Origin of the sequence: Microbacterium sp. (assembly GCF_047606385.1) — a bacterium.
GTDB lineage: Bacteria > Actinomycetota > Actinomycetes > Actinomycetales > Microbacteriaceae > Microbacterium.
This window is the reverse complement of the sequence record NZ_JASGEL010000029.1, coordinates 17,045-33,805: the sequence shown is the minus strand read 5'-3', so window position 1 is coordinate 33,805 and position 16,761 is coordinate 17,045. Positions and strand designations below refer to the sequence as shown.

The 16,761-nt window shown below is 67.2% G+C and carries 14 protein-coding genes; 9 read left to right on the top strand and 5 right to left on the bottom strand.

The window, feature by feature from the left end; all coding sequences use genetic code 11:
- Positions 1-189: 189 nt before the first annotated feature.
- A complete protein-coding gene (locus QM626_RS03020; RefSeq protein WP_415073830.1) occupies positions 190-945 on the bottom strand; it encodes a GntR family transcriptional regulator in 756 nt (251 codons plus the stop codon).
- 195 nt (positions 946-1,140) lie between these two features.
- Here QM626_RS03020 and QM626_RS03015 point away from each other — a divergent pair, with 195 nt between their 5' ends.
- From QM626_RS03015 to QM626_RS02985, 7 genes are all read left to right on the top strand, one after another.
- Positions 1,141-2,433 (top strand): ABC transporter substrate-binding protein, encoded by a 1,293-nt coding sequence (locus tag QM626_RS03015; protein WP_415073828.1) that lies wholly within the window; start codon positions 1,141-1,143, stop codon positions 2,431-2,433.
- Positions 2,430-4,427: an ABC transporter permease gene (locus QM626_RS03010; protein ID WP_415073826.1), complete on the top strand. Its 1,998-nt coding sequence runs from the start codon at positions 2,430-2,432 to the stop codon at positions 4,425-4,427. The genes QM626_RS03015 and QM626_RS03010 overlap by 4 nt, the downstream gene beginning before the upstream one ends.
- A complete protein-coding gene (locus QM626_RS03005; RefSeq protein ID WP_415073824.1) occupies positions 4,424-5,398 on the top strand; it encodes an amidohydrolase family protein in 975 nt (324 codons plus the stop codon). Before QM626_RS03010 ends, QM626_RS03005 begins: the two co-directional genes overlap by 4 nt.
- A gap of 111 nt (positions 5,399-5,509) precedes the next feature.
- A complete protein-coding gene (locus tag QM626_RS03000; RefSeq protein ID WP_415073822.1) occupies positions 5,510-6,649 on the top strand; it encodes an LLM class flavin-dependent oxidoreductase in 1,140 nt (379 codons plus the stop codon).
- Between the two features lie 8 nt (positions 6,650-6,657).
- Positions 6,658-8,802 (top strand): hydantoinase/oxoprolinase family protein, encoded by a 2,145-nt coding sequence (locus QM626_RS02995; protein ID WP_415073820.1) that lies wholly within the window; start codon positions 6,658-6,660, stop codon positions 8,800-8,802.
- Positions 8,802-11,003, top strand: a complete 2,202-nt coding sequence (locus QM626_RS02990) for a hydantoinase B/oxoprolinase family protein (protein WP_415073818.1) — start codon at positions 8,802-8,804, stop codon at positions 11,001-11,003. The genes QM626_RS02995 and QM626_RS02990 overlap by 1 nt, the downstream gene beginning before the upstream one ends.
- Positions 11,004-11,022: 19 nt before the next feature.
- Positions 11,023-11,508 (top strand): flavin reductase family protein, encoded by a 486-nt coding sequence (locus QM626_RS02985; RefSeq protein WP_415073816.1) that lies wholly within the window; start codon positions 11,023-11,025, stop codon positions 11,506-11,508.
- A gap of 104 nt (positions 11,509-11,612) precedes the next feature.
- Here QM626_RS02985 and QM626_RS02980 read toward each other — a convergent pair whose 3' ends face one another.
- Positions 11,613-12,395, bottom strand: a complete 783-nt coding sequence (locus QM626_RS02980; RefSeq protein WP_415073814.1) for an ABC transporter ATP-binding protein — start codon at positions 12,393-12,395, stop codon at positions 11,613-11,615.
- Between the two features lie 135 nt (positions 12,396-12,530).
- Positions 12,531-13,274, bottom strand: a complete 744-nt coding sequence (locus QM626_RS02975) for an ABC transporter ATP-binding protein (RefSeq protein ID WP_415073812.1) — start codon at positions 13,272-13,274, stop codon at positions 12,531-12,533.
- A gap of 80 nt (positions 13,275-13,354) precedes the next feature.
- Between QM626_RS02975 and QM626_RS02970 the strand changes: the two genes are divergently transcribed.
- A complete protein-coding gene (locus QM626_RS02970; RefSeq protein WP_415073810.1) occupies positions 13,355-14,149 on the top strand; it encodes an arylamine N-acetyltransferase family protein in 795 nt (264 codons plus the stop codon).
- A 100-nt stretch (positions 14,150-14,249) separates the two neighbouring features.
- Here QM626_RS02970 and QM626_RS02965 read toward each other — a convergent pair whose 3' ends face one another.
- Both QM626_RS02965 and QM626_RS02960 read right to left on the bottom strand, forming a co-directional pair.
- Positions 14,250-15,509, bottom strand: a complete 1,260-nt coding sequence (locus QM626_RS02965) for an MFS transporter (RefSeq protein WP_415073808.1) — start codon at positions 15,507-15,509, stop codon at positions 14,250-14,252.
- Between the two features lie 5 nt (positions 15,510-15,514).
- Positions 15,515-15,952: a MarR family winged helix-turn-helix transcriptional regulator gene (locus QM626_RS02960; RefSeq protein ID WP_415073806.1), complete on the bottom strand. Its 438-nt coding sequence runs from the start codon at positions 15,950-15,952 to the stop codon at positions 15,515-15,517.
- Positions 15,953-16,067: 115 nt separating this feature from the next.
- Between QM626_RS02960 and QM626_RS02955 the strand changes: the two genes are divergently transcribed.
- Positions 16,068-16,751, top strand: coding sequence for a GTP pyrophosphokinase (locus QM626_RS02955; protein ID WP_415073804.1), 684 nt, complete (start codon positions 16,068-16,070; stop codon positions 16,749-16,751).
- The last annotated feature ends 10 nt before the right edge of the window (positions 16,752-16,761 follow it).

Genomic DNA, 16,761 nt, shown 5'->3' with positions numbered 1-16,761 from the left:
TGAGGCGGGCGGCGCGACCGGCGCGGTCGGGGCCGGGTGATGCCGTCCGCACGACGCGCGGGCGACCCACCGGCCCGGGTGCGGGTCGACGCGGCGTGTCGCGCGGACGTCGTGCGGACGGGCGCGGGCCGTACCGATGCGGCCCGGCAGGAAGTCGCTGAGTGTCCGGCGACACCGGACCTCCACGTCCTAGGCCGCCTCCGCGATCAAGGTGTCGAACTCGGCCAGGGCCTCGGGGGCGATGCTCTGCACGGCGATGCGCAGCTTCGCCAGCCGGGTGTCACCGCCGAGCGTTGAGGTGATCAGCAGCGCTGCGCCGACGTGGTGCCTTGCCAGGGCGATGGCAAGCTCCACCGCATCACCGCGGATCACGGCGGCCATGATCGCCTGATGCTCGGCCCGCCGCTGACGGATGTCGTCCGGACCGCCGCCGTGATGGCTGTGCCGGTAACGCTCGGTCAAGTCGAAGAGCTCCGAGATCATTCCGGTGATCCGGGGCCCCGCATGCTTGATGACCCCCAGGTGGAATGCGCGATGAGGAACGTCGCACAGTGCGACGCCGACATCTCCGAGCTGCACGAGATGGTCGATCTGCGCGAGATAACCCTGCAGTTCGGCGACCTCGGTGATGCTGAGCCGCGGAAGGGTGATGCGCGCTGCCATAAGTTCCAGCGCGACCCGAGAGGCGTAGAGCTCTTCCAGATCCGAGGTCGACAATTCGGTTACTCGCACGCTGCGGTTGGGCTCGGCAGAGATCAGACCCTCGCTCTGCAGCATGCGGAACGCCTCGCGCAGGGGAGTGCGTCCGACGCCCATCTCCCGCGCGAGCTCGGCCTGAGCCACCCGCTTGCCGGGCGCGAGCCCACCGGACAGGATCTGGTCGCGCAGCAGCTTGTGTACGGTGGCCACGGCGTCGCTGCTGTCACTGTCGGCGCTGCTATTCATAGGCGCATGATACCAGCCACCCAATCTGGCGGCAAAACTCCGATCTGCCGACAGGTGGCGGACGGCGTTGAAAGAATTCGAGATTGGCGACAGCCAAATCTGTCGGCAGATCTCAGTATTGCATCCGTATCGCCATCTCGTGTACGTTGCAAAAGTTGGATCACATCCATCGTCGGCGGCCAAGACTTACCGCCGGTGCCTCACACCAATGGAGATGGAGCGCACATGACTTCTCATGTCAAATTCGCTGTCGCAGCCTTCCTCTGCGCGTCGGCACTGACGCTGTCCGCCTGCAGCGGCGACGCATCGTCGGGATCCGGCGGAAGTTCGCAGGCCTCGAGCGACGAAGACGCTCTGGGTACACCGAATGCCGCGACGGGCACCCCGGTCACCTTCGGCATGGTCAATCTCGAGACCAACGCCAACGTCAACTTCCCCGAGCTCGCGCAGGCGGCGCAGGCAACGATCGACTACCTCAACGCGTATCGCGGCGGCCTGGACGGCCATCCAATCTCCCTCATCGACTGCGCCACCGACGGACAGCCGGCCACGAGCGCCGCATGTGCCGACAAGATCGTCGCCGCCGATCCCGTCGCGGTGATCGGGGGCGCCGACACGGCTGCCGCATCCGCGCTCCCCATCTACGCCCGAGCGAACCTGGCCTACATCGGCGGGGCGAACCTGACGCCCGTCGAGGCCAGCAGCGACAGCTCGGTCATCTTCAACGACATGTCGCAGACGGACAACTCAGACCTGGGCACGTACGCGACGGAGGAGCTCGGCGCCAAGAAGGTCGCCATCATCGTCTTCGACGACAGTCAGGCCGTCTACACGGTCCAGAGCCTGATCGAGCCCGCCATTGCTGCGGGAGGTGGAGAGGACCAGGTCTTCACCCTGTCGGCCACACAGTCCGATGTCTCGCCGACGGTTGCGAGCGCCCTGGCCTACAACCCGGATGCGATCATCCTCGAGGCCCCCGCAGCGTGCGTCACCCTGCTGAACAGCCTCAAGAGCCTCGGTAACACGAAACCTGTCTTGTCGATCGACACCTGCTCGGCCCCGAGCGTGCTGTCGGCGACGAACGGCGCCGCCGAGGGCATGTACTTCATCGAGCCCTACCAGCTCTACAACGGCGACACGGATGATGCCGCGCTGGCGCGTGCGATCATCGACACGTTCGGCGACCCCGACATGATCATCGACACTGCAGCGCTGCAGGCGATGAACACGATCATGAACCTGTGGACGGAGTTCCATGACACGCCGATCGACCAGCTCACCTCGGCGAACATCCTCCAGGTGCTGAAATCCGGGTCGGACCATACCAACTTCCTCGCCGATCCGTACACCTGTGACGGCACGGCGGTGCCGAGCCTGCCGTCCATCTGCAATGCCAACATGTACGTCAACCAGATCAAGGACGGGCAGCCGACGGTCGTGGCTTCCGGTTACAACGCGGGTGCGTTGATCGGGTCCTCCGCTCCGTGAGCCAGTTCGCCCTCTTCCTGGTCCTTGGCATCGGGGCCGGAGCCGTCTACACCCTCCTCGGTCTTGGGCTCGTGCTCAAGTACCGCAGCAGTGGTGTGGTCGACTTCGGCCACGCCGCGGTCGCGATGTTCTGCGCCTATGTCTATGTGGGGCTGCAGACCCGGGGCGTGCTGGAGCTTCCCTGGGTGCTGCTCCCGCACGAGATCAGCGTCGGCCCGTCGCAGGGCATGCCCCAGCTGGTCGCGCTTGCCCTGGCTCTGGTCTACAGCGGGCTTCTCGGACTGCTGTTCTACGTGGCGCTCTACCGGCCGTTGCGCAACGCCTCGGCCCTCGCGCGGGTCGGCGCCTCGGTCGGCGTTCTGCTCTATCTGCAAGCGACCGCAGTGGTGAACTTCGGGACCTTCTCGGTGGCCTCTGCGTCGATGTTCCCCAGTAGTCCGCTGGTGTTGGCCGGCATCCCGGTGCCCACCGACCGACTGTGGCTGGCTGCCATCGTGATCATCATCGCGGTTGTCCTGGCGGTCGTCTACCGTGTCACGCGGTTCGGGCTGGCGACCACAGCGGTGGCCGAGAACGAGCGCGGCGCCGCTCTGCTCGGCTGGTCACCGAACCGGATCAGCGCCTGGAACTGGGTGATCTCGACCGTGCTGGCGGCCCTCGCCGGCATCCTCATTCTCCCGATCACTACCCTGAACCCCGGGACCTACACCCTGTTCATCGTGCCAGCCCTGGGTATCACACTGCTGGCCCGCTTTTCTTCGTTCACCGTCACCGTGGTCGCTGGGCTCGCCCTCGGCATGTTCGAGTCGGAGCTCACCAACTTCCAGGCGATGTGGTCATGGCTCCCGCAGACCGGCCTGCAGGACACCGCGTCCTTCCTGGTGATCATCGTCGCCGTCGTCGTGTTCGCTAAGCGACTACCGTCGCGAGGCGGGGTGGTGCAACTTCGCGGCCCGTCGGTCGGTCGGCCCCGGCGGCCGTTCGCGACTGCTGGCCTGGCGCTGGCCATCGGAGGGGTTGCGCTGATCATGCTCGCGCCGCTATACCGTTCCGCGCTGATCTCCACCCTGATCACAGCGTGCCTGTGCTTCTCGGTCGTGGTGGTGGCCGGCTATCTCGGACAGATCTCGTTGGCGCAGAGCTCGCTGTCTGGAGTCAGCGCCTTCATGCTCAGTCACTTCGCGCAGGATCTCGGGATCGGTTTCCCCTTCGGGTTCCTGCTGTCGGCGTTGTGCGCGACCGTGCTCGGGCTGGTCATCGGCCTGCCCGCACTCCGGGTGCGAGGGGTCCAGTTCGCGATCGTCACCCTCGCAATGGCCGCGGCGCTGGACTCGCTCGTGTTCAATGCCAGCTGGTTCAGCGGTGGGTACACCGGTCGCACAGTGCCCAGCCCGGAGATCTTCGGCGTGGACCTCGGTATCTCGGAGAACGGGAACACGCTCGTGTTCGGGCTGCTCGTCCTCGTGATCGTGGTGCTCGTCGGACTCGGACTCGCACTTCTGCGCAATGGCCCGATCGGGCGGAGATTCCTCGCGGTGCGCTCGAACGAACGCGCCGCTGCCGCTGCCGGCATCAACGTCGTCCGCACTAAGCTCCTCGGATTCGCGATTGCGGCCTTCGTGGCCGGAGTCGGCGGCGCGCTGCTCGGTTATCAGCAGGCCACGATCAACGCCCAGTCGTTCAGCACGTTCACCTCGTTGACGATCCTCTCCATCGCCTACATCGGTGGCGTGGGCCGCATCTTCGGCGCGCTCCTGGCCGGTCTGATCCTGGCCTCGAACGGTCTGATGCCGACCGTTCTCAGTCAGTTCTTCGACTTCGGGACCTACCAGCCCGTGATCGCGGGTCTGGCGATGATGGCGACCGCCGTGGCCAACCCCGACGGGATCGCGACCGATGCGCAGCGCGGGTTCCGCGCGCTCGCCGCCAAGGTGTCGGTGCTGTCTCGCAACTTCACATCGAAGACAAAAATCATGGAAGGGAAGTACCGATGAGAGTCGATGTCCACAGCCACTACAACCCGCCGGCGTTCTGGAGCTACTACGAGCGACTGGGTGCGTACGAGCAAGAGGGTACCTTCTTCGCGCGGGTCCCCCGGGGCGGCTCGCTCGATGACCCGACGCTCGAGGCCCGGATCGAGACCCTCGACGCAGCAGGGGTGGATGTCGAGGTTCTCAGTGTCAGCGCGACCCAGCCCTATTTCCGTCCTCGTGAGATGGCGGTTGACGCGGCGCGCTATGCCAACGACCTCTACCACGAGGCCGTCCGCTCCTTCCCGGGTCGGTTCGAGGCCTTCGGCTGCCTGCCATTGCCGCATGTGGATGAGTCCCTGCAGGAGCTCGCCCGCTGCTATGACGAGCTCGGCTTCGTCGGAATCAACCTGGGCTGCTCCGTGATCGGTGAACCGATCGACGCTCCGTTCATGGACCCCATCTGGGAGGAGCTCAACCGCCGGGAGGCCGTCGTCTACCTGCACCCGGGCAGCGAGAACGCCATCGGGGTGGGTGGGGGAGACTTCCACCTCGATGCCGACTTCGGCAGCCCGGCCGAACTGGCGATCTGCGCGACCCGTCTGGTCATCACCGGGGTGACCACGCGCTATCCCAAGATCAAGTTCGTGCTCGCCACCCTGGGCGGGTCGCTTGCCTTCCTCGCCCACCGGGTCGACAAGGGCTTCTGGCGGTTCTATCGGGACCGTTACGAGGAGCTCGGCGGGATCCTGTCGCACCTGCGCAGGTCGTTCTGGTATGACACCAGCGTCTGTGAAGAGCCGCTCGCCATCCTGGCGGCGAAGGAGGCCTTCGGCGTCGACCAGCTGATCTTCGGCAGCGACGCTCCCCGAATCCGGCCGCCCCTCGAGGCGCTCGAGTACCTGCAGAGGTCGGCCTACCTGACGGAAAGCGAGGTGCACACCATCACGGATGTCACCGGGGCGGCGCTGTTGGGACTATCCGGGCGAAAGTAGACGCCCATGTTGCAGATTGTCGGCAATTAAACCATCTGTGGGCATTGTTCTATATCGTATGTAAATCATATAATGGTATGCGAAACGCTGCCATTCGAGGAGGGCTGACTGATGCGTACGTCGTTCGTGAATGGAACGTTCGCGTGGAGTGAGGAAGACGATCACGCGGTGATCGAGATGACGGCTGAGCAGTCGCTGCTGGCCGACGAGCTGGGGTTCTCGGCAATCCTGTTTCCCGAGAAGCACTTCAATGGCTACCTACCCGCGAGTGCCGACCCGATGATGAGTGCCGCGTATCTCGCACCGCAGCTGAAGCAGGCGTATCTCGGCTTTGCGATCCTCGCTGCCGCCTTCTTCCATCCGGCCAACGTGGTCGAGCGGATCAACCTCCTCGACCACTACACCCGTGGGCGGCTGTTGCTCGGCATCGGCAGCGGCATTGAGATCGAGGCCATGGCCGGCTTCGGTCTGAAGTGGGCAGACGTCCAGAGCTCGGGACTGCGCGAGTTCTTCGAGGTGGCCGAGCGTCTCTGGGAGAAGAAGGCGGACGACCCGCCGTACGAGTTCGAGACCACGTACTACCGCGGCACGATTTACGAACGGATCCACCCGCGCCCCTTCTCGCAGCCTCGTCCCCGACTGGTCGGGGTGGGGATGCGCGAGGAGAGCATCGCGCGGGCCGCGGAGCAGGGCTGGCCGGTATTCATCCCCGCATTCGACGGTCTGGACAACTTCGTCGGGCGGCTGCGCCACTACGGTGAGTCGCTGGCCGCTGCGGGTCACGACGCGGACATTCAGCGCACGTGCATGGCTTGGACCTCCTACACCTATAACGCGGTCTTCGTGGCCGATACGGACGCCGAAGCCGAGCGCCTGATGCGGGATGCTCTCACCAGCCACGTCGAAGCCATGGACAGGCTGGAGCAGCGCACCCGGATCCAGGCGCGGGCGGCCGACGGCGTCGGCGGGGGGTTCAAGCCCTTCACGAAGGACTTCGAGCACGACCTCCGGACCCGCTGCCTCTTCGGGTCGCCGGACACTGTCGTGGCCGAGCTGAGCCGACTCGCCGAACTGGGTGTCGGCAACGCGATCATGTCGTTCAACGTGGGCGTGTACACCGAGGAGCGCCGTCGCGCCTTCGACCGGTCCATCCGGCTCTACGCCGAAGAAGTCATGCCCAGGGTCGAGGCCATCGCCGCCCCGGCCAGCACCGATGAGCTCATCGGGCGCGCCATCGTCGAGGGAAAGTGAGCAGGAACATGAGCACTCTTGAACGGTGGCGAGTCGCGGTCGATATCGGCGGCACCTTCACCGACTGCGTCGTGGTCGACGAGGCGGGGCGACGGACGATCTCGAAGGCACTGACCACTCCGGAGTCCCTCGATGAGGGTGTGCTTGCAGCTCTCGAGGCCAATGCGGAGACCCGCTCGATGGGTCTCGACGACCTCCTGGGTCGCGTCGGGCTCTTCGTCCACGGCACGACCCAGGCCACGAACGCGCTGCTCGTGCGGCGCGGCGCACGGACCGGTCTGCTCACGACGTCGGGGCACGAGGACTCTCTGGTGATCGGCAAGATCCAGTCGAAGGTGGCCGGGCTCAACGAGCGGGAGTTCATCCATGCCTCGCGGTTGCGCAAACCGGAGCCGATTATCCCCCGGGCGCTGACGCGAGGCATCGTCGAACGGATCGACCGCGACGGCGAGATCGTCGTCGCACTGGACGAGGAGGCAGCGTCGGCCGCCATCGCCGAACTGGTGGCGGAGGGCGTCGAGTCGATCGCGATCGCACTGCTGTGGTCGTTCGTGAACCCCGTGCATGAGGAGTGGCTCGCCGGTCACATCCGTGCGACCCACCCGCAGGTGCACGTCGCGCTGTCTCACGAGACCTCGCCGACGCTCGGGGAGTACGAGCGGACGGCGACCACGGCGGTCAGTGCCTACGTGGGTCCGCGGGTGGCCAGCTACCTCGAGCGGCTGGAGCAGCGCCTGCGCGAGCACGGCTATGAGGAGGAACTGCTCATCATGCAGGCCAGTGGAGGTCTGACGTCGGTCGCGGATGCGATTCGCAAGCCGATCGTCACGCTCGACTCCGGCCCCACTGGTGGCATCCTCGGCAGCCGGGCGCTCGGCGAGTCGCTGGGCGAGCCGAACCTGATCTGCACCGATGTTGGCGGCACCTCCTTCGACGTCGGCTTGGTGCTCAACGGCGAGCTGCCGCTGGACCCGGAGCCCGTGGTCGGCCAATTCGCCCTGCGTCTGCCGAAAGTGCTCGTCCAGTCGATCGGCTCCGGGGGTGGTTCGATCGCCTGGATCGACTCCGGGGGCCTGCTCCGCGTGGGTCCCCAGAGCGCGACCTCCAACCCCGGGCCCGCGTGCTACGGGCGCGGCGGCGACCAGCCGACGGTGACCGATGCCGACCTCGTGCTGGGCTATATCGACCCGGACAGCTTCGTCGGCGGTCGCATGAAGCTCCGGCGGGATCTCGCCTACGCTGCCCTGGAGCGGTTGGGCTCCGGCTTGGGAATGACGGCGGAAGAGGTCGCCATCGGCATCTCGAGGATCGTCAACTCGCAGATGGCCGACCTGGTACGCAAGTCGACCATCGAGATGGGCCACGACCCGCGCAACTGCACGCTCGTCGCCTATGGCGGCTCCGGGCCGTCGCACGCTGCGTTCTACGGAGGGGACATCGGTGTGCGCTCCATCCTCGTGCCGCCGGATTCGACAGTGTTCTCGGCAGAGGGCATGTTGTCCTGCGACTACACGCACACGATCGAGGCCTCGCACCGGGTCGGGTTGCCGCTCGGTCCGGAGGGCAGGGCAGCGCTCGCCGCCCACATCACCCAGCTCAGCGAGGCTGCGGCGTCCCGGCTGACGGGGGGTGACGCCGAATCGGGGCAGGCCGAGCGCACTGTGCAGGTGGGGGCGCGTTTCCGCAGTCAGATTCACACCCTGCCCGTGACGGTCGAGCTCGATCCGACGACCGAGGGGTTCGAGGCATATCTGGAGGAGCGCTTCCTTCTGAGGTACCGCGAGCAGTTCGGTCGCGGAGCGGTGATCCCCGGGGGCGGTGTCGAGATCGCCTACATCCGGCTCACTGCGAGTCGTGCGATCGATCCCCTGCCGCCCCGTCAAGCCCAGGTCGGGGGCGAAGACCTTGATCCGATCGGCGCGCGCTCGGTGCACTTCGACCAGTACGGCGGCGCGACCACCCCGATCTATGCGGGCGCGGCGCTACGCCCGGGCCATCACATCGAAGGACCGGCGGTGATCGAGCGGATGGGCGACAGCGTCATCATCCCGCCGCGCGGCTCTGCCGATGTGGACGACCGCTTGATCATCCACCTGGCCGTCCAGTCGACGGCGGCCGCCCACGTGGAACACGAGATTGCAGAGGTGCACTGATGGATGCCGTGACGTTCGAGGTCATTCGCCACCGACTCTGGGCGATCAACGACGAGCAGGGTCTGATGGCCGCCCGCCTGTCGGGTTCGCCTGTCGTCTACGAAGCCCGGGACTTCAATGCCGCGCTCACGACCCCGGATGGGCGAGGGCTGATCACGGGTGTCTACATCCTCCATCAGGGGCCCACGGTCGACTATTTCGTCCGCCGGATTCTCGCGGCATGGGCACCGGCGGGCATCAGGGCCGGAGACATGTTCTTCACCAACGACCCTGCCGACGGCGCGCTGCACGCCAATGACGCCATCGTGGCCATGCCCATCTTCTTCGATGACCGGCTCGTGGCGTGGGCCGGGATCACCATGCACGACAACGACGTCGGCAGCCCGGTTCCCGGTAGCTTCGTCTTCGGTGCACGCGACCGCTGGGGTGAGGCGCCGCTGTTCCCCGCGGTCAAGTTCGCCGAGAACTACGAGCTGCGCACGGACATCTTCGCCGCCTACCTGCGCAACAGCCGGATGCCCGAGTCGAATGCGGTCAACATGCACGCGCGGCTCGCGGCCCTGCTCAGCACCCGGAACAGGATCGACGACCTGGTCGGGCATTACGGCGTGGAGACCTTCCTGGAGGCGCAGGAGGAGATGATCAGCTACGTGCATCGCATCGTCAGCGAGCGCCTCCGGGCGATCCCCGACGGCGAGTGGTCTGCGCAGTCCTACCATGATCACGACACCGTCACGGCCGACCTGTTCCCGCTGCGGTGTCGCGTCGTGAAACGGGGCGCGAGCATCGTCTTCGACACCGCCGGCACCTCGCCGCAGGCGGCTGGTCCCATCAACTGCCGTCAGTTCGGCGCGGAGACCGCCATCGTCGGCGTGCTGTTCACCTACCTGTGCTTCGACCTGCCCTGGAGCACCGGAGCGCTGCGGGGCCTGTTCACCATCGACGCCGAGAAGGGCACCCTCAACGCGGCATTCGACACCGCCCCGACCAGCATGGCCACGCTGATGGCGATCCAGTCCACGCAGGACGTGGTCGCCGACGCGTGCGCCAAGATGCTGCTCAGCGAGCCGACGCTGCGCTCGGAGGCCCAGGCGACCTGGGCCCCCGTCGGAGCCGGCGGCCAGCTGATCGGGAAGGACCTGACCGGCGAGACCTTCTTCGTCCACCTGATGGAGGGTCACGGTGGTGGCGGCGGGGCCAGGACTTTCGACGACGGCGTCGACAGCGGCGGCGTGTTCCACTCGATGGCCTGCACGATGGGCAACGTGGAGACGATCGAGAGCACCTCGCGGATCCTCTACCTCTACCGTCGGCAGCTTCAGGACGGAGGCGGTCCCGGCCGATTCCGTGGCGGCGTCCCTGTCGAGTTCGCGGTCACCGCCCGGGGCGTGCAAGGGCCGGTCATCATGCAGACGCTCTCCTCGTCGTTCAGCGCACCCGGCGGCCGTGGTCTCGCCGGCGGCAGCCCGGGCGCCGCTTCGCACATCGTCATCGCTCGCGGAAGCGATATCGCCGAGCGGTTCGACAGCGGCAGCCTGCCGCAGACGCTCGACGAACTCAGCAGCGCGACCGTGGAGGTGCTTCCGGCGAAGGCGCAGACGATGGTGTCCGAGGGTGACATCATCTTCGGCTCGACCTCCGGCGGCGCGGGCTACGGTGACCCGCTTCGTCGCGATCCGCAGCGGGTCCTGCACGACATCCGCATGGGACTGGTGAGTGTCGTCCAGGCACGTGAGACCTACGGGGTGGTGGTCGTCGAGGGCGGCTCGGAAGAGGCTGCTCATGTGCACGTGGACGCTGACGCCACCGTCGGGCAGCGCGATGCGTTGCGTGCACGCCGCCTGGGAGTATCCGCGGATTCGCTGCGGGCTCGCGAAACGCGGGAATCGTCGGCGGATGCCCGTCTGCTCACGGAGGTGGTTGAGCAGGTCGGCGCGGACGACCGGCTGGAACTGCGCTGCACCCAGTGCGGTGAGCACCTGGGCAACGGCGATGAGGACTACAAGGCTGCAGGCGCGATGCGTGAGATCCCGGCGCGGGCGGCGAACCCTCACAACCGCTTCGTCTCCGATGAGGTCGTCCTCCGTGAGTTCTCCTGTCCTGGCTGCGGCACGCTGCTCGCGGTCGACGTGCAGAAGAAGCGCGAGCCGGTGCTGCCGGAGAGCCGGCTGTACCCGCGCGGAGCGGTCGAACATTCCTGAGGAGCGTGGTACCGGGGTCATGAGCGAACGCATCGACCAAGCGGTCTTTCGAGGAGTTCTCGGGCACCTGCCGACCGGCGTCACCGTGGTCACCGCGCGTAGCACCGACGGCCCGGTCGGCATGGCGGCGAACTCCGTGACATCACTTTCGCTGGACCCGCCGCTTGTGCTGTTCTGTCCCGCGCGATCGTCCACGACCTGGCCGCAGATACGCACAGCAGGCGGGTTCTGCATCAACATCATGGCTCGTCATCACGAGCAGATGAGCCGGCAGTTCTCCGTGCGCAACGCCGAGCGCTTCGCCGGCGTCGACCTCATCGAGCGGCACGGTCAGCCGGCTCTGCGCGACGCCATTGCGTGGGTGGACTGTCGTGTCCATGCTGAACTCGACGGCGGCGACCACGTGATCGTCGTCGCCGATGTCATCGACCTGGAAGCTACGACGATCGGGCAGCCGCTCGTGTTCTTCCGGGGTGGTTACGGCGGCTTCGCGCCGGCCAGCTGACTCTTCGGTGTAAGGGCAGCCGTTGCCCGAAGGGCGGCGACGGGGGGCGATGCCGGCGTCGCTGCTGTGATGCCGATGCCGCCGGACCGCACGGCGTTCGACGCTCAGGGTCGCGCTTCGACCGTCGTCTCCTGGCCGAGGTAGGCGTCGATGACGTGCTGGTCGAGGCGGATCTGCGCCGGTGTGCCCTGGGCGATCAGCTCTCCGAAGTCGATGACGAGCACCAGGTCGCAGATCTCGAGGACGAGACTCATGTCGTGATCGATCAGCAGCAACGATGTCCCCGACGTCGGCAACGTGCGCAGTTGCCGGCCCAGTTCCTTGGTCTCGGTCGTGTCCAAACCGGCTGCCGGCTCGTCGAGGAGCAACAGCGAGGGCCGCGACGCGAGAGCCCGCGCCACTCCGACCAACTTGCGCTGACCATGGGTGAGCTGCGACGGCATCCGGTCGAGCAGGTGGCTGATCTCGGCGACCTCGGCCGCCCACTCGACGTTCTCTTGTCCGCCGCGTGTCCGGCGGGGGAAGATCTGTGCGAGCGCCCGCCGGACGGACAGTTTTTCAGCGGCGACTTTCAGATTCTCGAGAACCGTGAGGTCGTCGAAGAGTTCGGCCGACTGGAAGGTGCGTGTCAGTCCGCGCCGAGCGAGAGTGTGCGGTGGCTCCCCGGTGATGTCGCGGCCACGCAGCCGAACCGTCCCGGAGCTGGGGCGGTGCGCGCCGCTGAGACCGTCGACCAAGGACGTCTTGCCGGCGCCGTTGGGTCCGATCAGTCCTACCACCGAGCCCTCTGGTATCGAGAAGCTGAGGTCGGGAATCGCCACGACACCGCCGTAGCGGATGGACAGCGACTCCACGTCCAGCAACGCAGGGGCGTCGGTGGTGTTCACGGCGGGCTCTCTTTCATGCCTGCGCGAGAGGCGCAAGTGATCCGGGGTCAGGGCTCGAGGCCGCGAAGCGTTGCGGGTGGGCCGCATCCATCGCGACCGTGATGGTGGGGCGCTCGAGAACCTCGAGCCGGGCCGTCATCCGGCCTGCCCCAGAACGGCCTCGCCGAGATAGCTGGCTTCGATCAGCGCCGATTGCCGGCGCAGGTCGGCAGCCGAACCCTCGAGTACCAGCTGCCCGTGGTTCAGCACGTAGACGCGATCGGCGAACGTCAGCGCCAGCGGAACATGCTGCTCGACGAAGAGGACGCCCGCACCGAACTCCACCGCGATCCGGCGCAGCAGAGGCATCAGACGGTGCACGATGATCGGCGCCAGGCCGAGGCTCATCTCATCGACGAGCAGCAGCTTCGGACGCGCTGCCAGGGCGCGTCCGAGCGCGAGCATCTGCTGCTCGCCACCGGAGAGCACACCGCCGCGGCGACCCATGCATTTCTTCAGCTCGGGAAGCATCTCCAAGACCGCGTCATCAGTGTTCGTTGAGCCGTGGCGAGCCAGCCGAAGGTTCTCGCGCACGGTGAGGGTGGAGAAGATCGCACGATTCTCCGGTACGAGCGAGATCCCCTGCCGCGCGAGACGATATGACGGGCGCCCGCAGATCTCGGTGCCGTCGAAGAGAAGACTGCCTGCGATCGGGGTCAGGTCTCCGGCGATGGTGGTCAGTGTGGTCGTCTTGCCGGCGCCGTTGGGGCCGAGCAGGGCGACGACCTCACCGGCGTCGACGTGAAGGCCAAGATCACGCACCACCGGGATGCCGGCGTACCCGGCTTTCAGATCGCGGACTTCCAGCAACGGCGATCCGTCGTGCTCCTGGTCAGACACGGCTCCTCCTCGAACCCCACACCAAGTATGTGCACCTGAAACGATTGCATACGAAACGTCGTCTTGTATAGCGTTTACGTATGTTTGACCTGGAAAACTACCTGCGGCGAATCGGACTCGAGGGCCGGCCGGGCATCGCGGACGTGCACCGGGCCCAGGTGTTCACGATCCCGTTCGAGAATCTCGACCCGCGACGCGGAGTCCCGGTCTCCCTCGAACTCGATGACATCGTCGCCAAACTGGTCGACGGCGGACGCGGCGGGTACTGCTTCGAGCACAACCTGCTGCTCGCGGCGGCCTATGAAGCGCTCGGATATCCCGTGGAGCTCGTGGCCGCGCGCGCGCGATTCGCGGCTCCACGCGGAACCGCGCGGCCCCCGCTGCACGTGTTGCTGCGGGTGCAGGCCGAGGGCGAGACGTGGCATGCCGACGCGGGGTTCGGCGGAGCGGGCACATTGCTGGAACCGATCCCCTGGGGGCCGGGCGGCGCGCACTCCCAGGACGGCTGGGCGTTCCAGGTCGTAGAGGAAGGCGACCAGCTCGTGCTGCGGACCCGTCGTGGCGAAGGGTGGGCGGATGTGTACAGCTTCCGGCAGACGCCAGTGCCGCGGGTAGATCTCGAGCCGGCCAACTGGTTCACCTCGACGTGTCCACGGACCCCGTTTGCGTCGGGGATCATCGTCAGCGTCACGCGGCCGGGGGGGCGCAGAGTTCTCCTGAGCGATTGGCGGGGGGAGTTGACCCTGACCGAGTCGTCACCGGGAGCGGAAGCGCACCGACCCGTCGGTGCCGGAGAGTTCGGGCCGCTCCTGGCGGCACGCTTCGGCCTGCCGGGCTGGACGCTGGCTGAAACCGGCGAACTCGAACTGGCATAGATCGATCACCGTGAGCTCGACGCCGGCTCTGGATGCTGCCGGCGCCGTGGCGGCACCCGGATTCGATGCGGTCCTGGCGGTCGTCGAGGCAGAGTGAGCCTCAGCCCCGGACTGTGCGCACCGGCACGGTCTCGTCGACGGCCAACCGGAATCGGTGGTCGGGATCGCGGTGCACGCGGCCGCTCGTGAGGGTCCAGGCGATGCCGATCGCGCACGCGAGCAGCCCCGCCGCAGCGCCGAGGACGATCGCCGTCCGCGGGCCGTAGGCGCTCGCGACCCAGCCCGCGATCGGGGCGCCGATCGGGGTCGAGCCCATCATCACGGCCATGTACAGCGCCATCACGCGCCCGCGCAGCGCGGGATCGGTGGTCGTCTGCACATAGCCGTTCGCGGTGGCCATCATGGTCGAGGTCGACAGCCCCACGAAGACGAGCATCGCGGCGTACAGGCCGTACAGCGGCATCGCGGCGGAGATGAGGGATGCCACGCCGAACCCGCCGGCGCCGAGCACCACGAGCCGCAGCCGCGCACGATCGCGACGAGCTGCCAGGAGGGCGCCGACGAGCGAGCCGATCGCGAGGATCGAGCTGAGCAGCCCGTAGCCGTCGGCCTCCTGCCCGAACTCGAGCGCCATCGTGGACGCGAAGATCGGGAAGTTCATGCCGAACGCCCCCAGCAGGAACATCATCACGAACACGATCACGAGGTCGCGGCGGCCGGCGACGTATCGGAACCCGTCCGCGAGCCGGGCCGCCCCGGCGCTGCGCAGGCGGGGGACGAGCTCGTCCCGGTGCATCGCGACCAGCGCGACCAGCATGGCGAGGAACGTCGCCGCGTTGATGAGGAAGACCCAGCCGGTGCCCACCAGGACGATCAGCACGCCGCCGACGGCCGGGCCGATCAGGCGCGCCGAGTTGAAGGACGCGGCGTTGAGCGCGATGGCGTTGGCGGCGTTCTCGCGTGCGACGACGTCGGTCACGAAGGCCTGACGGGCAGGGGAGTCGAAGGCGTTCACGACGCCGAACGCGGCGGCGAAGCAGAACATGAGCGGCAGCGTCATGACGTCCGTCAGCAGGAGGACGCCGGCGCCGACGGCGAGCAGCATCATCGTCGACTGCGTCACCATGAGCAGCTTGCGCCGCTCGAACCGGTCGGCGACCCATCCGGTGACGCTGACCAGCAGCAGCGGGGGCCCGAACTGCAGGGCCATCGTGACGCCCATGGCCGTCGCGTCGTTGTCGGTCAGCTGGGTGAGCACGACCCAGTCCTGCGCGGTGGACTGCATCCACCCGCCGATGTTCGAGACGAGCGCCCCGATGAACCAGATGCGGTAGTTGTAGAGCCGCAGGGAGCGGAACATGCCGTTCATCGGTCGGCCACCTGCCGCATCAGCGGGACCGCGCGCAGCAGCGCGTCGCGGTCGGCGGGCGAGAGCGCGGCGAGGGCCTCCTCGAGCCATGCGTCGCGGCGGCGCTGCGCCGCCTCGACCAGCGACCGGCCGGCCGGCGTCGCGTCGATGTTGACCTTGCGGCGATCGACCTCGTCCGGGGTGCGCACGACGTACCCGGACTCCTCGAGGCAGTTGACGGTGCGGTTCATCGACGGCGCCGTCACCCGCTCGCGCTCGGCCAGCTCGCCGAGCGCGAGCGGCCCGTGCCAGCGGAGGGCGGCGAGGGCGGCGAACTGCCCGTCCGACATGTCGTGCAGCGCACGCTGTATGCGCAGGCGCCGGGCGAGGCGGAACGTCGCCATGCGCAGCTCGACCGCCAGGCTCTCGTCGGGGGTGGGCTGCTCGGCTGTCATATCGATCCTTAGCATAGCAAATTAGCTCTGCTAAAGAAAGTCGGGCTCGTCCCGCCGATGCCCGGCGAGCACCGGTTCACAGCGGGCGCGTAGGGCGGATGCCTAGGGTCGAACCATGCCGACACCCCTCGATGAGGAGCCGATCGCCCTGTCCATCGCCGAGCTGCACGCGGCTCGCGACCAGATCCAGCGTTTCCTGCTGGAGTACCGGTTCGGGATGCAGGAGGTCGAGACGAAGCTCTCGATCCTGCGCGAGGAGTTCCTGACGATGCACGACTACAACCCGATCGAGCACGTCACGAGCCGGGTGAAATCCCCCGACAGCCTGGTCGAGAAGGTCGCGCGCAAGGGCATCGACCCGGACTTCGACTCCATCCGGCGGCACATCACGGACATCGCCGGCGTCCGCGTCACGTGCAGCTTCACCGCGGACGCGTACCGGCTGTTCGACCTGCTCACCGCGCAGTCCGACATCACCCTGCGCACCGTGAAGGACTACATCGCCGACCCGAAGCCGAACGGCTACAAGAGCCTGCACGCGATCGTCGAGGTGCCCGTGTTCCTCTCGACCGGTCCGGTGCCGATCCCGGTCGAGGTCCAGTTCCGCACCATCGCGATGGACTTCTGGGCGAGTCTGGAGCACAAGATCCACTACAAGTACGCCGGCGCCGTGCCGAGCGAGCTCGTCGACAGCCTCAAGGATGCCGCCGACACCGCCGCGGAGCTCGACGACCGCATGGAACGGCTGCACCGCGAGCTGCACGGACCCAAGCCGACCGGCCCGGCGCTGCAGGTCTGAGCCCGGTCGG

What these genes read in the sequence shown, in the direction of transcription:
- QM626_RS02960 (WP_415073806.1), bottom strand. Translation starts at nt 15,952, where the DNA reads ATGACAGCCGAGCAGCCCACCCCCGACGAGAGCCTGGCGGTCGAGCTG.
- QM626_RS03020 (WP_415073830.1), bottom strand. Translation starts at nt 945, where the DNA reads ATGAATAGCAGCGCCGACAGTGACAGCAGCGACGCCGTGGCCACCGTA.
- QM626_RS02995 (WP_415073820.1), top strand. Translation starts at nt 6,658, where the DNA reads ATGAGCACTCTTGAACGGTGGCGAGTCGCGGTCGATATCGGCGGCACC.
- QM626_RS03000 (WP_415073822.1), top strand. Translation starts at nt 5,510, where the DNA reads ATGCGTACGTCGTTCGTGAATGGAACGTTCGCGTGGAGTGAGGAAGAC.
- QM626_RS02965 (WP_415073808.1), bottom strand. Translation starts at nt 15,509, where the DNA reads ATGTTCCGCTCCCTGCGGCTCTACAACTACCGCATCTGGTTCATCGGG.
- QM626_RS03005 (WP_415073824.1), top strand. Translation starts at nt 4,424, where the DNA reads ATGAGAGTCGATGTCCACAGCCACTACAACCCGCCGGCGTTCTGGAGC.
- QM626_RS02970 (WP_415073810.1), top strand. Translation starts at nt 13,355, where the DNA reads ATGTTTGACCTGGAAAACTACCTGCGGCGAATCGGACTCGAGGGCCGG.
- QM626_RS02955 (WP_415073804.1), top strand. Translation starts at nt 16,068, where the DNA reads ATGCCGACACCCCTCGATGAGGAGCCGATCGCCCTGTCCATCGCCGAG.
- QM626_RS02990 (WP_415073818.1), top strand. Translation starts at nt 8,802, where the DNA reads ATGGATGCCGTGACGTTCGAGGTCATTCGCCACCGACTCTGGGCGATC.
- QM626_RS02985 (WP_415073816.1), top strand. Translation starts at nt 11,023, where the DNA reads ATGAGCGAACGCATCGACCAAGCGGTCTTTCGAGGAGTTCTCGGGCAC.